Source organism: Adhaeribacter aquaticus DSM 16391 (assembly GCF_000473365.1).
Taxonomy (GTDB): Bacteria; Bacteroidota; Bacteroidia; order Cytophagales; family Hymenobacteraceae; genus Adhaeribacter; species Adhaeribacter aquaticus.
Genome location: NZ_KI421517.1, coordinates 1366769 through 1381442 on the forward strand (window position 1 = coordinate 1366769; position 14674 = coordinate 1381442).

The following is a 14674-nucleotide window of genomic DNA, read 5'->3' on the forward strand; positions in this document are numbered from 1 at the left end:
TTTATTTAAGAACAATCAGTTTCCTGGTTATTACCTGCCCTGTGTGTAAGATAATTCTGACGTAATAAATTCCATTCGCTAAACCCGCCAGGTTAATTGTTAATTCTTTACCTGGAGCGTTGCCGGCCCGGATAGATTGGCCCAGGGAATTTAACAGCATAATAGAATTTACCTCCAAATTGGCTGGTACCACTACGGTTACCATATCTCGGGCAGGGTTCGGATAAATAACCGGCTCGTTGGGGGTTACCAGTATATAATTAATTTTAGTCTCGGTATCAGAGATATTGCCTGCAGAAACTGTAAGCGTTACAGTATACTTGCCGGGTTCCGGAAAAGTAACAGTAGGGTTCTGAATACTGGTGCTATTAGCAATACCTCCGCCAAAATCCCATTTCCAGCTGTTAGCCCGGATGCCGATAGAATTATCTGTAAACTGCACTGTAGAACCGGTTACAATAACAGAATCACTAACAGAAAAATCGGCCTGTAATGGATTAGCGCAAACGACTGAACTTAATAAACCAGGCCGGGCAGTATTAATTATGGCTTGCATGTACGTGCCCTGCCCCCTGGTAAACAAATTCATACAGGCGTCATCGGTGTAATCCATAAAGTTCTGGTACATATCACCTCCTAAGCTGGCATTGTTACAGGATATTCTGGTTCCGGTAGGGCAACCAGTGGTAGCATCATCCTGATTGGGCGTGTCGTCAATACCATCGGTGTCGTCGCAGCCGAAGTTTATGCCCCAGATATGCTCCAAACCCAGCCAATGTCCTACTTCATGAGTACCGGTACGTCCCAGGTTATAAGCAAAGTTCTGGTTGGGGTTAGCCGGAAACCTGCCCACTGCTTTATAATATAAGGAAACACCATCTATATTAGCCGGACTTCCTGGAAACTGTCCATAACCTAAAACCTGATTACCTAGGTTACAAATCCAAATATTCAGGTACTTCTTTGTGTTCCAGGCATCTTTTCCTCCGGTAGCGGAAAACTTCATGTTATCTTCTAAATCAAAAGATACAGAATCGGTGTAGGTGCGGGTAATACCGGTAGTAGGTTGCCCATTAGGGTCTACTATGGCTAAACAAAATTGAATCTGGGTATCGGCGGCTAATTTTTTGAATGGACGTAATGTTTTTACTGAATCAGCATTCCGGTGGCGGTAATCTTCGTTTAATACTTCCAGTTGAGACAATATTTGAGCTGTAGTTATATTTTCTTCGGGAGTATGATAAAGAACATGAAAGACTACCGGAATTTGAATAACAGGCTGGGTTAGCCTGGCCTTTTGGGAATTCTGGGCAAAAGCAGCAGCGGCTTTCCGGGCATTTTCCATATGCGTTTTAGTTTCCGGGTACCGCCGGATTAACTTATCGCGCTGATGGGTAGCCCCACAGGTTCTGCTAACAATAGGTGGAGTAAGTTGAGCCTGCGTAGGTACTGCCAGAAACAGGAGCAAAACTAAAAACCCAATGATTCTTGGCATAAATGAATAGCTGGTTCAAATATATTGGGTAAAGCCCCTGGTTTCCTTTTAAACGGGTGCAGTTTTTAAATGGCAATCGTAATTTACCGTATTTCTGTAAATATTACATACCGAAGCGAGTCAAAAAATACAGATTTTTGTACCCCTTTTATCTGGTATTTATTAACGATAGCTTGCCCATTCCTGGTATAACACTCCAGTTCTAATTCTTTCCGGGAAAAAATCAAGGTATTATAGCTGGTTCTTAAGGCTTTAATCTTGTTTACTTGCCCCTGCAAATCTCTGGTAACACTTAAAAATTGTATATCACCATCTGTCTCTGGTTTTTTTGTATACGTTTCGGTGGTATAACCAGCAACATTTTGTTTTTTCTGAATGGTGTAGCTGTTTCGTAAAGCTGGTTTATTTATATCCAGCTCCGAAAAAGATTCCAGTTCTTTTTGCCAATTTAAATTTCGAAGTGTTTTGCTCTCCTTTGAGGTATTATTCTCGGCTACAGTTTTAGTAGCTACAGGCTTTTGTTGGTTAAGTACATTAACCTGATCCTGTATAAAAGCAGCCACATTAAAGTACTGGCCGGTAGCTCCCTGCTTATGGGCCTGGTCAGCATTATTCTGACAAGCATTCAAAGAAAAAATGCTTGCCAGAATGCTAATGAAGAGTGAATATTTAGGCAAAGCCAAAATATTAATGTTGTAATAATGAAGTTCCGGTCATATCAACAGGTTGCTCAACGCCCATTAATTCTAAAATGGTAGGAGCTAAATCGCCTAATTTGCCGCTGCTCAAGGTACCTGTGTAGTCGTTGCTGGCAACTATAAAAGGCACCAGATTAGTAGTATGAGCCGTGTTTGGAGTACCATCCGGATTAATCATCATGTCGGCATTACCATGGTCAGCAATTACAATACAAGTATAATCGCTGGCTAGAGCAGTAGAAATTACTGCCTGAGCGCACGCATCTACGGTTTCGCAGGCTTTAACAGCGGCTTCAAATACGCCGGTATGGCCTACCATGTCCGGATTAGCAAAGTTTAGGCAAATAAAGTCAGCGGTTTTTTGTTCCAGTTCCGGTACAATAGCATCCCGGATATCGTAGGCACTCATTTCTGGTTTCAGGTCGTAGGTAGCTACTTTGGGTGATGGGCATAGTAGCCGTTTCTCGCCCGGGAATTCGGCTTCGCGGCCTCCTGAGAAGAAGAAAGTAACGTGCGGGTATTTCTCGGTTTCGGCTATTCTTATTTGTGTACGACCTGCATTGGATACTACTTCGCCAAGTGTGTTGTTCAGGTTATCTTTATCAAAAATTGGTTGTACCCCTACAAACGAGTCGTCGTAATTCGTTAGCGTAACATAATAAAGATTTAACTTCTGCATGTTTTGCTCTGGGAAGTCACGTTGGGTTAAAGCTTGCGTAATTTCACGACCACGGTCGGTCCGGAAGTTAAAGCAAATAACCACATCATCTTCCTGAATGGTAGCCACCGAGTTACCAGTAGCATCAACAGCCACAATAGGTTTGATAAATTCATCAGTTACGCCTGCCTCGTAAGAAGCCTGTACCGCTGCAATTACATCCTGAGCCGGTGTGCCGGTGCCGTTAACCATTACATCATAGGCTTCTTTTACGCGCTCCCACCGGTTGTCACGGTCCATGGCATAATACCGCCCTACTACAGAAGCAATTTTACCTCCGGTAGTATTTAAATGGCTTTGTAAATCCGTAAGGTATCTTAAGCCTCCTTTGGGATCAGTATCCCGACCATCCGTGAAGGCATGTACATATACTTCCGGTACTTCTTTTTCAGCGGCAATAGAAAGTAAACCTTTCAAATGTTCTATATGCGAGTGCACACCACCGTCTGATACTAAGCCGATAAAGTGAAGTTTTTTATTCTGATTCCGGGCATAATCCAGGGCATCTGCGAGCACAGTCTGTTGGGCCAATGTTTGTTCCCGGATAGCCTTATTAATTTTAACCAAATCCTGGTATACAACCCGGCCGGCACCTATATTCATGTGTCCTACTTCGGAGTTACCCATTTGCCCTTCCGGTAAACCAACGGCCTCGCCAGATGCTTCTAAAGTAGAATTAGGGTATTTTTGGAAAAGAGAGTCTATAAAAGGAGTATTGGCCTTGTCAATGGCCGAAACCTCTTTGTTGGTAGAAATGCCCCAACCATCAAGTATAATTAATATCACTTTCTTGTTCATGGCGCAAATATACTAAGGTCTAGTAAAATGTAGAATTAATTATTAACTTGTCGGCGGGCTGATATATAAACTTTAACGAAATAGAAGGCTTGGCATAATTTTCGCTTTGTCTGGAGTAGTATTGAAGTTAACTAAAATTATGAAATATTTAAAGCTTGTGCTGATTTTAGGATTAATGCTTGCCGGAATATTGGGCACAGAAACAGCACGCGCGCAGGCAGCCTTACCGGGCGAAATAAGAACAGCTATCAAAAATGGTTCTTCCCGTGATTTGGCTAAGTTTTTAAACAGCACAGTAGAAATTGGTTTAAATGGTGATAAGTCTCCATATAGCAAAACCCAGGCAGAATTTGTTTTAAAAGATTTTTTTAGCAAGAATCCACCGGTAGGGTTTGAATTTGAACATCAGGGCGGTTCTGATAAAGGGCAGCGGTATGCAATTGGTACTTATAATAGTAAAACCGGGCTCCATCGGGTTTTTGTGGTAGTAAAACAGGTGGGAGGGGTTTATTTAATTGATACAATTGATTTTACGAAGAAATAATCCGGTATTGTGTAACTACTTCCGGAATAAAAAGTAAGAAAGGCTCGCAAACATATAGCGAGCCTTTTTATTTTTACACCGTGGAAAAACCAAGTTATTTAACCGAAGAAGCAATTAACCAGTTTATTCAAACTGCCTTGCACGAAGATGTTGGCGACGGCGACCATTCTTCCTTAGCCGCTATTCCAGAATCAGCTCAAAACCAGGCTCGCTTGCTGGTTAAAGACAATGGCATTTTAGCTGGGGTAGAATTGGCTCAAAAAATTTGTTCAGTCGTGGATCCTGCCTTAAAGCTTACTATTTTACTGACAGATGGTACGCCGGTGAAATATGGGGATGTTGCCTTTACCGTTGCAGGTAAAGCTCAATCTATTTTAACGGCAGAGAGATTGCTGCTTAATTGCATGCAGCGGATGAGTGGGATTGCCACTTACACTAACCATTTAAACGAATTAATAGCCGGAACCAAAGCTCGTTTACTGGATACGCGCAAAACAACTCCTAATTTCAGAATGATGGAGAAGTGGGCGGTATTAATTGGCGGCGGGATAAATCATCGGTATGGTTTATTTGATATGATAATCCTGAAGGATAACCATGTTGATTATGCAGGTGGAATCCGGCAGGCTATTGGAGCCACCCATGACTACTTAAACCGAACTGGTAAAAGTCTGCGCATTGTAATAGAAACCCGCAATCTTGATGAGGTAAAACAAGCCGTAGAAACTGGTGGAATAGATCGTATTATGTTAGATAATATGAGTCCGGATTTGATGCGCCAGGCATTGGAACTGATTAATGGCCGTTATATAACTGAGGCATCAGGCGGAATCAATGAAGAAACCATTGCCGCCGTAGCAGCTACGGGAGTAGATTATATTTCGGTCGGAGCCTTAACACATTCTATTAAAAGTTTAGATCTAAGCCTGAAAGCCTTTAAATAAATAAGTAAGGCATTCTTGTGCAGAAGTGAGGGAAGTAGGTCCTGATTTTGTAAACTTAGTAATAAAGAACGCCGAAATCTAAAAATAACTCTGGCTAACGTGCCAGTAATAACTAAAAGCTAATTGTTAAAAGCTAAATTTTAACTACTTTTGTGCTCGAAATCAGGAAGGGGGAACTTCAAAAGAGGCCTTCTTAATTTCTAGTTACAAATTTTAATTTTTTTCGCGTGCTTATTAAAACCAAAAAGTACAAGTTAGAAACCAGTCAATATATAAAAATGGCAATGACCGAACTACTGCGCAAGCAATGGTGGTATGTTGCTGGTCCGATAGCTGTGGCTTGTTTAGCTTTTATCTGGCCTTCATGGTGGTTTATTTCAGGAGCTATTTTAATCATAGTTTTATACCTGTTGTTCTGGGCTATACAGTTTACGGGTGTTACTCAGGTAGAGCAGAATAAGGTTATGTTTGAGAAACTGTCTTACGAGATTGATGGCCGGCAAATTCTGATGAAATTAAACGAACGTCAGGGAATGCCCATCAGCTGGGAAATGGTTAAAAGTGCGAAAAGAGAAGAGGATCATTTTCTGCTTACCCTTTCCAAAGCTCAATTTATTTACCTGCCATTCAGGATATTTAATAGCTCAAATGATATAAAGCTGATGGAAGCATACCTGAAGCGTAAAAATTTGATAGCTTAGAAAAATAATTATAAATATCACGTACAAGCTAACTGCCCGGATAAGGCAGCAACCTATAAAATAAAAAATACGAAAGATGACTAAACGTTTTTTAACCGTAGCCTTTGTAGCATGCAGCTTATATTTAGTTTCCTGCAGCAGCGAACCATCTGATTTACGTCCGGGCAAAAAAGTATCGGTAGATGCAGTGCCTCCAGGAACCCGCGATACCCCTAACCTGGATAATGCTGAAGATAAAAGCGCGCATGATAAGCAGCAGGATGTTCAGTTAAATCATGACGAACATGCCAATGAAATCAGCAATGACACTAAAAATAAGGATGTAACCCAGGAAGAAAAAACTCAGCATAAACAAAACGTAGAAAACCACAATTAATATTTGTTGGTGGTCTTGGGAGAGAAGGAGTAATATCATGAAGAATATATTAGGCGTACTGGTGTTGCTATTTAACTTAGCCTTGCTTCCTGCTTGTACTGGAAACGGTGCCGGGGAAACAACAGAAGCTACGGCAACGGAGCATGAACATGCTTCCGATCCGACAATGAAATTAGCCTATGTTTGCCCGATGAAGTGTGAAGGCAGTGGCAGCAACGAGCCCGGGAAGTGTAAGGTTTGTGATATGGATCTAGTAAAAAATCCTGATTTTGAACCTGCCCAGGACTCTTTAAAAACAAACTAGTTCTTAAAAGTAAATATTAAGTTAAAGGCAGGTAGCTCTACCTGCCTTTTTCCTGTTTAGTAGTTTCTAAGCAAGTGGTTTTGCCTGTATGTTGCAGGCAAGTACCTGGAAATCCTTCTTTAGAAGGTAAATACACACTATATATTAGTTATTCGGTTAGATGCTGATAGCAATACTGGTTCTTTTCTTTACCGTAATTTTCTCAGGTTGGCTGGTACGATTTTTCCCACAACGTAAACAACACTGGCTAAAGATTATTTTGGCCTTCAGTGGCGCTTACCTGTTTACGCTTACTATTATTCATATCCTACCCGATGTGCTGTTAGGAGCGCCGGACCCGCATGAGGTTGGGTATTATATTTTAGCTGGATTCTTTTTGCAGTTAATACTGGAGATATTTTCGCATGGTATTGAGCACGGGCACATGCACATGCATCCCCATGAAAAGGAAACGGGGGTAGTACCGTATCTGTTACTGGCTTCGCTTACCATTCATTCTTTTTTGGAAGGAAGTATATTAGTAGAGAATCGGCAGGTAGCCCCTCATACCCATTTAGTTGAGAATTTTTACCAGGTACTGGCAGGAATAGCCATTCATCATATCCCTGCAGCTTTTGCGTTGATGTCTATTTTGGTTTTCCGGTTAAATAATTTTCGGAAGGCTTTTTTGTATTTGCTCGTTTTCGCAATAGCCTCACCTATTGGTATTTTATTTAGTAATTATGTAATACCAGAGCAACTGCAGGATGGAAAAGTATTTACTATTTTATCAGGTCTGGTAGCTGGTAATTTTTTACATATCTCTACTACTATTCTTTTTGAAACCAGCCCTGAGCACCGGTTTAACCGCAATAAAATTCTGGCTACCTTGGTTGGGGCTTTGCTGGCCTTAGCCAGTGACTGGATTCACTAAGAGTTTACAACAGGACGTTCTAAACTTTTTTGGTTACTGTAAGGTCATAAGCTTACCCATTATAAGGTAGCAGGTCTTATTCGCTACCTCACAATTTCTATCCAGCCTTTCCATGTCTCGCCTTTAGTACTGGTAAGCTGGTAAAAATAAATACCATCGGTCAGGTTTTCTCCACCCCAGTTATTCTGATAATTTTTTTGTTCGTAAACCAGATTTCCCCACCGGTTAAATATCCGTAAATCAGTGGGCAGACAAGTAATACGGGGAGCAAAAGTATCATTTACCCCATCGCGGTTAGGCGTAAAAATATTAGGAATTGATTGGCTTTTCTCTACTACTACCACTGCCACCAGCTGGCTGGCCTTGCAAATATTCCCAAAAAAAACGGTAAGTGTTACTTCGTAAGTTCCCTCTTTCAGGTATTGATGGGCGGGAACTTGTTCGGAGGAGGTGGTGCCATCTCCAAAATCCCATAAATAACCGGTGGCTCCTTTCGTGGTATTGGTGAAGTTTGCGGTAAACGGAGCAAAGCCCTGGATATTGGTAGGCGTACCACATTCTGTTGGTACAGCAGCAGCTGTTATAGTTGGATTAATAATTATATCCTGGCTATACGAAACGGTGCAATTTGCCTCAGTGATGTAACTGTAAGTAATGGTATGAGTTCCGGGGCCGGCTATTACCGGATCAAAAGTAGAGCCAGCTATGCCTTTGCCGGTAAAAGTGCCGCCAACAGGTGAGCCAACTAAAGTAACAGGTGCAGAAGGTAAACAAGCTGCCGTTGGTAAGCCAGTAAAAGTTATAGTTGGGGAGGGAATTAAGCTAATGGTTTTGGTACTGGTACTGATACAACTGCCGTTTGCTACGGAGTAAGTTAGGGTAACGGTGTTGCCCAGAGTTGGACTAGGCGTAAACGTACCATCGGCGGTAACACCCGGACCTGACCAGGTACCACCCGTTTCCGGAGTAAAACCAGTTAATTTAAAAGGTGCTGCTTTATCACAAACTGTTTGATCGGGGCCGGCTGCGGCTAAGGTTATATTTATGCTAAACTTAAAAGCTGCATTGTTGCAATTGGCATCGGGCTGGCCCACTGTGCCATTTGTGCTAGACCAGGCTCCAGGAGTGGTAGGGAAAGCTGATGTGCCACTACAGCCACCACAGACCGCCTGATAAACGAAACCACGCTTATCAAATCGGCTGGTGCCACCATCTACGTGCTCACCAGATTGGTTGGCTGCCTGAACGCCTCCAAAAAAGGTAGCATACTCTAGGGCACTGGCGTCTCGGGATAGCATCATTAAATAAAAATCTTTACCATCGGTGGTGCGTTGGTAAGCATCATTGGTAGTAGGTAATCCCTGGGTATTGCCATTTTGGTACTGACCAGTAGCGTTGGCGCCACCTCCCCAGCCGGCAACGTATATCCGGTTACAATTATCAACCAGGAAAGCTGTAGGCGAAATATTAGGCCTGATATCGTTGTTGCTAGATCCGAAAACTGTGGATAATAGGCTGGTAGTTAAACTGTTGTTTAATTTATGTATAAACTGACGACCAGAATCAACTTTGTAAACCCGGGGAGAATTAGGATATTCACCGCGGGTTTGGCCCAGAATAAAAACATCATTGTTGCTGTCTAATTGCACAAAATAAGCCTGGTCATAAGCCGTGGTCCCTAAATAGCTTAATCGATCTATACCAGTGCCATCATTTTTTATTTTAGCTACAAAGCCATCGGTATTAGAAACCGTATAGCTTTGTTTATAGGCACCTGTAGTTCCGGCCAGGTTAGAGCTGGTGGTTCCGCCACAAATAAAAATATTCCCGGCAGTATCTAGTTGTAATGAATAAGCCGCATCTGCCCCATTGCCTCCCAAAAAGCTACTCCATTGCAAATTTAGCTCAGGAGTTAGTTTTGCAATTACAGCATCTAATTCGCCGCCTCCAAAAGTATTCTGAAAGCCGTTTCTGACCGGGAAATCGCGGGAAGCCGTATTGGAAACTATATATACATTGTCGGTGGCATCGGTAAAAATATCGGCCCGAAATTGATCGCCGTAGTTATGATCAAGCCTGAAGCTGCCATCTAATAAGCCATCGTTGGCTGTGCCGCCCAAAAAAGTGGAAGCCAGTAAGCGGGAGCCATCTGGGCTTAATCGGGTAATAATAAGATCTGAGCCTTCTGAATATAAAATGCCACCAATTGGTTCGGTAAAAGAGGCACCTCTATTAAAGGTTTGGTCATAAGCACCAGGGGTGGTAGGAAAGTTTCCGGAGCTGGTGGATCCTAAAATCAGTAATTCGTTTTTACTGTTTACAACTAAACTGCTTGGTATTTCAGTACGGTTACCTCCTATATAAGTAGCATACAGGAGCGAGGTTGCTCCGGTAGCATCCGGCTTATATTTTAGAATGCCTATATCCCAGCTGCTTTCAGTAAAGCCATCGGCATTTCCATTCCACGACATGTTATACGCTCCGGTTGTAGTTGGAAAGCCCACCCCTTGCACAATGCCTCCCGAATACATGTTGCCATCGTTATCGTAGGTGGCGGTAAATCCCCAGTTGTCGGCCTGGCTGCCAGAAAAAGTAGAAAAGATAAGGGTAGGATCAATAATCAAAAGCTGATTAGTATCGTATCCTTCCGGGAAAGAGAAAGACACGATGTTTTTTTCGAGTTTGAAATAACAGGGTACTTCAACTTCCTTGCCGTTCACATATTGGTAGGCATAAGGCTTTTTTTCAATAACTTCATTAACGGATGTTTTAATATGTAGATCCTGGTTTTCTAGAGAAAGAGCTTTGGCACCTTTATATTGCATTTGAATAACAGCTGGACTAACCTGGGGTTGTACCAAAAATTCATATTTTAAATGCGCCTTATTTTCGTAAAGGTGCATACTTATTCCAGGATAAAGGGCTTCATAATTTACTTCCTCATAACTACGGACATTGGAAGCCCACCGAGCAGGGTCATTGCCAATAAAATAATTCCGAACTTCTTTGGTGGTACTTTTGCCAGTGGTGGCACCAGCAGTAGCGTTTAAAAAAGTAACCGAATAAGCATGGGCTTTTACTTTATCAGAAACTGGCCCTGATCCAACTTTTTGGCCCGAGCCATGTTGATGAGCAATAGCTGAGTTGTCGTAGAATTTATACACGAAGCCTTTGTCCTGGAGAAATAAATTCCCGCCAGGCAATGGCGCCATATACTTTACCGATTTGTCCCATTGGTTTTTATTCTGAATAAATTGAAGGCTTTTTTGGGTAGGAGGTTGCTGTTGGGGCGCAATGGTCGGTTTGGTCCATTGTGCCATAGAAGCAAATGGTGTACAGGCAAGGTTAATAAGTAAAGAAAGTAAAATGGTAAACCTATATTTCATGCGCTTTAACTGCTGGTAATTAAAGGTATTAAGAAGTTTTAACAGTTCTAAACTTATACTACTTATGTTGTATATTATTCTGGAATAAAAGGCGCTTGTTAGGTTTTAGAGGCTAAGCTTACAGCCTTTTAGATGAACTTGGACTGCTCTTACTGAAAAGCTGTTATGGATTGGGTTTATTCTGGCAAAGGCAGCATAAACTTAATTTGGTCTTCTACCATTCAAGACTTTTATTTTTACAGGTACCACTCCTGTCTGCACCATATCAATTCGTTTGGCAGCATGTAAAGATAGATCAACAACACGGCCCTTAACAAAAGGTCCCCGATCTGTAACGCGTACTTTTACCGATTTACCGTTCTGCTGATTTGTGACGCGTAGTTTTGTGCCAAAGGGTAAGGTTTTATGGGCTGCCGTTCTTTTGCCTTTGCGATAAGGATTGCCGTTGGCCATTTTCCTTCCCTGTAACTTATTGCTGTAGTAAGAAGCTTTTCCAAACTCTGTAAAAGCTTTGTTGCCGGCACAACCATTTAAAACAATTAAGATTAATAAAAAGAATATGCTATTGAAGCAACTAGAGGAAAAACGCATCTATAAGAAATCAGGTAAAAAATACATTATTTCTTAATTAAGAACGTAGTAAAGCGGGTTTTGACGTATGAACAGAATCATTTTTAAATAAGGTTAAATTTAAACTTTTGATTATTATGCCGTTACAATCAGCAATAGAAAATCGTTTAGCTAAAAAATATGCCAGTTCCAGCCGGTTAGATGATGTTTATAATGGTAAAGATTTAACTTATATCACCAACCAGAACGGAGATCCGGTAACTTTATTTATTGGGAAGCGAAACCCCGATGGCAGTATTGCCGGGGAAAGATATGTACGGCGTATTCAGTATGCTCCGGATGGTCTTACTATCGTAAAAAGCCATTGGGATTTTAAAGGCAAGGTTTATCGTTCCTGAAAGAGCTAATGAAAAAAGAAGGTACGGGCTGTAAACTGGTACATAAAATAGTACTGCCTCATCTGTTATCCCGTAATAGGGAGCAGTTAGTACTTAAGGTAATTTACCTAAAGAAACAGCGGGATTAAAATAAAAAGTCGCGAAACCAGTTCTGAGCTGGTTCCGCGACTTTTTAAAAGGGAAATATTGGGTTGCTAATCTCTTTTTTGGTAGTTGTAAAGTTCTACTGCTTGTGTAAGTTTATCTTTCTTAAACAAGCCTTTTACTAGGGGTATACTTAATATCCCTGCTCCTGCGTATACCATTGGCGATACACGGGAAACACCGGTTTGCAAATCAGTGTTTCTAATAGTAGAGGTGAAACCAGCAATTAGAATAGCGGCACCAGCCAACGATAAACCAGTATCAATATATTTATCACGACGGTATTTAGCCAGCACTTCTAAACTTCCTGGATTATCAGACATGGCCTGCCGTAAATTTTCGAAAGTGTAGTTTTGCAATTGGCCGCCATCCTTTGAAAAGAAGTAGATATTTCGCCGGCTAGGACCGTAGCCGTAGCCAGGGTATCCAAAACCACCATAACCAAACCCGCCGTAGCGTGGGTAACCAAAAGCACCATTGCCATACGGATTATAATCTACCCGCGAAATATAAAATTTAGAGATACGACCGGCTACCGTACGTTTGGCAAATTCCTGCCCACCATACACATCGGAAATCTTCAGAAAAAAGCCATTATCACTTTGGTAAAACTTTACTGCATCCACCGGATAACGAATAGAATCATCAATTAAGAAATAATTGCTTTTTAAGAGCGGGCTTTTTAGCTGTACGCGTTTTCCGTATATTTTTTGTCCGTTTTGTAAACCAACAAAACGAGCCCGTGGATCATCATCACTACCAGTCTGGGCAAAAGCTAAACTGTTTAGCAGGAAGAAAAGTAATAAGAGAAATCGGTATTTCATGTTAATGTTATTATTTACTCAATAATACTGAGTTTAACTGTTTTAGATAAGGTAATTAATTTATTTTAATAACTTTTTTATATAAATAAAATTGTACGGCATTTGTAATAAAATCGAACATTTGTTGTACGATAGCGAACACTAAATAGAGTACTAAAAACTCCTCTGTTATTAAGATTAAGTAAAGAAATAGATGGTTGCAAGGTAGAAAAAAGAAAAATAAATAAAACTCTCTTTTAATCCCTTATCTAATTCTAAAGTAAAAATTAACCCTCCTTTAATTCAGTTTATCCCTTTTTTGCTGCTTTATGCCTCCGTAACAGCCCAGATTAATAAAATCGGAGGTAAAATAATCATTTTGCTCCTTCGCTGATTTCAGCTATAACTCCTGGTAAGAGGCAATTCTTTTAGCAAGAAGTATTCATTTGGCAAGAAAAAATTGAAGTTGGCACATGGCTTGTAAAAAATAAATATGAATAAAGGCTGTAACTTCTTAAACGAAGGCAGGTGTTTAGATTAGTTTTTATAAATAATTAGCCAGGCAACCTAAAAAATAAAAGGCGCATCTGGTAAGTAAAAGAGGAGTTGAAAGCGGAAGTTGGATATTTGATTTAGAGCTAAATAAATAACTATAAAAATAACTTCAAAAAATTAAAATTTAAAATTATGAAAAAAGTAATCTTCGCCCTGGCTCTTTTAGTACAAACTGCTTTCGCTTTCGCTGGTGAAAATACCCAGGCTATTGCGCACACCAAAAATGATGATGTAAAATTATTTAAACAACCGTCTACTAAAACCGAAGTTGTTAAAACTTTAAAAAGTGCTGATGACTTAGTAGTAGTGCGTAAGTTCAATAATCACTGGACCATTGTAACTGTAAATGGTGAGGTAGGTTATGTAAGGTCTGTTAGCTTAAATAAATCAAAAGAATCTAAAATTGCTTTAGCTAAACCTGAAAATAATTAGGCTAAAGAACCGCTCCTTTGTTTTTGTTATATTTTCGTTTTCGTTTTAAAAACTACCTGCACAGCAGGTAGTTTTTTTTCTTTAAACCGACAGCCTAGTAGCAGCTATAACTTATGCCTGATTGGCTAACCAATCGGAAGCCTCTTCTAAATTATCAAAAAGCATCAAATTTAAATTTACTGGTATCAAGGGCAGTAAAGCTTTTATTGATTCTTCTCCATAAATACCAGGCGATACTACATGTGCCACGTGTTTAATACCTGCATTTACAACAGCCGGTATCCATTCCTGGGCAAGCCAAGAGTTAGCAGTATCCCAGGCACCTAAAATATGGGTATTGTCATTCAGGTATTTGGCTGTAGGAGCTAGTGTAAATACTTCCAGTAATTCCTGGGCACCTTGTCTGATACTTTCGAAAGAATGTACACCTATCCAATTAGCATAAATCCAGTTATTCACCTTATCATAAGAAATTTCCAGACGCGTATTTCCAAAAGGCATCTGAATAATCCGGTTTAAGTTAGTGTCTGGCATAATTTACTGCTATATGTTTTGTATACGGAGCAGGTTGTAAGATGAATGCCTAAATCCTTGGTAGCTTGTATAATTGTATAAAACAAAAGATAGTTTAAGTGAGATGAAAAAATAATAATTATAGCGGTAAGAGTAAGTTATACCGGGGCAGATAGGAAAGCAATTTATTTTTAAGTAGGCGCCATGGTGTTTATAATGGTGGGTTTACTAGTAGCCCTTCTGGAAGCAGTGCTGGTGATAAAAAGTAACAGTGACCTGAGTAACGAGGAGTTCAATTCCCATATTAATCCGCGTAAGGGTTACCGCCAAGTGGTGGTGGCCAGCTTTGTCGCATTGTATATTGCCATAGCATCATAATTAA

The 14674-nt window shown here is 40.6% G+C and carries 16 protein-coding genes; 9 read left to right on the forward strand and 7 right to left on the reverse strand.

What is annotated here, in order from left to right:
* Position 1 precedes the first annotated feature (1 nt).
* The 3 genes from ADHAQ_RS0107950 to gpmI all read right to left on the reverse strand — a co-directional run bounded on the left by ADHAQ_RS0107950 (position 2) and on the right by gpmI (position 3709).
* Positions 2 to 1495 (reverse strand): M43 family zinc metalloprotease, encoded by a 1494-nt coding sequence (locus ADHAQ_RS0107950; protein ID WP_026462484.1) that lies wholly within the window; start codon positions 1493 to 1495, stop codon positions 2 to 4.
* Positions 1496 to 1578: 83 nt separating this feature from the next.
* On the reverse strand, positions 1579 to 2124 hold the full coding sequence (locus tag ADHAQ_RS0107955; RefSeq protein WP_026462485.1) for a hypothetical protein: 546 nt from the start codon (positions 2122 to 2124) through the stop codon (positions 1579 to 1581).
* A 58-nt stretch (positions 2125 to 2182) separates the two neighbouring features.
* Entirely contained in the window at positions 2183 to 3709 is a 1527-nt protein-coding gene (gene gpmI / locus ADHAQ_RS0107960) for a 2,3-bisphosphoglycerate-independent phosphoglycerate mutase (protein ID WP_026462486.1), read from the reverse strand.
* A gap of 139 nt (positions 3710 to 3848) precedes the next feature.
* Here gpmI and ADHAQ_RS24940 point away from each other — a divergent pair, with 139 nt between their 5' ends.
* The 6 genes from ADHAQ_RS24940 to ADHAQ_RS0107995 all read left to right on the forward strand — a co-directional run bounded on the left by ADHAQ_RS24940 (position 3849) and on the right by ADHAQ_RS0107995 (position 7491).
* Positions 3849 to 4253, forward strand: coding sequence for a DUF4783 domain-containing protein (locus ADHAQ_RS24940; protein WP_051359787.1), 405 nt, complete (start codon positions 3849 to 3851; stop codon positions 4251 to 4253).
* 80 nt (positions 4254 to 4333) lie between these two features.
* Positions 4334 to 5197, forward strand: coding sequence for a carboxylating nicotinate-nucleotide diphosphorylase (gene nadC, locus ADHAQ_RS0107970; RefSeq protein WP_026462487.1), 864 nt, complete (start codon positions 4334 to 4336; stop codon positions 5195 to 5197).
* A gap of 227 nt (positions 5198 to 5424) precedes the next feature.
* Positions 5425 to 5898 carry a YcxB family protein gene (locus tag ADHAQ_RS0107975; RefSeq protein ID WP_026462488.1) on the forward strand — a complete coding sequence of 158 codons (474 nt, stop codon included), beginning with the start codon at positions 5425 to 5427 and terminating at the stop codon, positions 5896 to 5898.
* A gap of 76 nt (positions 5899 to 5974) precedes the next feature.
* Positions 5975 to 6274, forward strand: a complete 300-nt coding sequence (locus ADHAQ_RS24945; RefSeq protein WP_034256682.1) for a hypothetical protein — start codon at positions 5975 to 5977, stop codon at positions 6272 to 6274.
* A gap of 37 nt (positions 6275 to 6311) precedes the next feature.
* Positions 6312 to 6578, forward strand: coding sequence for a heavy metal-binding domain-containing protein (locus ADHAQ_RS24950; RefSeq protein WP_034256684.1), 267 nt, complete (start codon positions 6312 to 6314; stop codon positions 6576 to 6578).
* Between the two features lie 160 nt (positions 6579 to 6738).
* Positions 6739 to 7491, forward strand: coding sequence for a ZIP family metal transporter (locus ADHAQ_RS0107995; protein ID WP_026462489.1), 753 nt, complete (start codon positions 6739 to 6741; stop codon positions 7489 to 7491).
* Positions 7492 to 7574: 83 nt separating this feature from the next.
* On the opposite strand, the gene ADHAQ_RS0108000 is transcribed toward ADHAQ_RS0107995, so the two are convergent.
* Positions 7575 to 10877 (reverse strand): T9SS C-terminal target domain-containing protein, encoded by a 3303-nt coding sequence (locus tag ADHAQ_RS0108000; RefSeq protein ID WP_026462490.1) that lies wholly within the window; start codon positions 10875 to 10877, stop codon positions 7575 to 7577.
* 201 nt (positions 10878 to 11078) lie between these two features.
* Complete coding sequence (locus tag ADHAQ_RS0108005; RefSeq protein ID WP_034256686.1) at positions 11079 to 11468, reverse strand: septal ring lytic transglycosylase RlpA family protein; 390 nt, start codon at positions 11466 to 11468, stop codon at positions 11079 to 11081.
* 116 nt (positions 11469 to 11584) lie between these two features.
* On the opposite strand from ADHAQ_RS0108005, the gene ADHAQ_RS0108010 reads away from it, so the two are divergent.
* The gene (locus ADHAQ_RS0108010; protein WP_026462492.1) at positions 11585 to 11845 is read left to right on the forward strand and encodes a hypothetical protein; all 261 of its coding nucleotides are present in this window, start codon (positions 11585 to 11587) and stop codon (positions 11843 to 11845) included.
* A 194-nt stretch (positions 11846 to 12039) separates the two neighbouring features.
* On the opposite strand, the gene ADHAQ_RS0108020 is transcribed toward ADHAQ_RS0108010, so the two are convergent.
* Positions 12040 to 12813 carry a hypothetical protein gene (locus ADHAQ_RS0108020; protein ID WP_034256688.1) on the reverse strand — a complete coding sequence of 258 codons (774 nt, stop codon included), beginning with the start codon at positions 12811 to 12813 and terminating at the stop codon, positions 12040 to 12042.
* 666 nt (positions 12814 to 13479) lie between these two features.
* Between ADHAQ_RS0108020 and ADHAQ_RS0108025 the strand changes: the two genes are divergently transcribed.
* Positions 13480 to 13779 carry an SH3 domain-containing protein gene (locus ADHAQ_RS0108025; RefSeq protein WP_026462494.1) on the forward strand — a complete coding sequence of 100 codons (300 nt, stop codon included), beginning with the start codon at positions 13480 to 13482 and terminating at the stop codon, positions 13777 to 13779.
* 111 nt (positions 13780 to 13890) lie between these two features.
* On the opposite strand, the gene ADHAQ_RS0108030 is transcribed toward ADHAQ_RS0108025, so the two are convergent.
* On the reverse strand, positions 13891 to 14313 hold the full coding sequence (locus ADHAQ_RS0108030) for a hypothetical protein (RefSeq protein WP_026462495.1): 423 nt from the start codon (positions 14311 to 14313) through the stop codon (positions 13891 to 13893).
* A gap of 183 nt (positions 14314 to 14496) precedes the next feature.
* Here ADHAQ_RS0108030 and ADHAQ_RS28045 point away from each other — a divergent pair, with 183 nt between their 5' ends.
* Positions 14497 to 14670: a hypothetical protein gene (locus ADHAQ_RS28045; protein WP_157433374.1), complete on the forward strand. Its 174-nt coding sequence runs from the start codon at positions 14497 to 14499 to the stop codon at positions 14668 to 14670.
* Positions 14671 to 14674 lie beyond the last annotated feature (4 nt).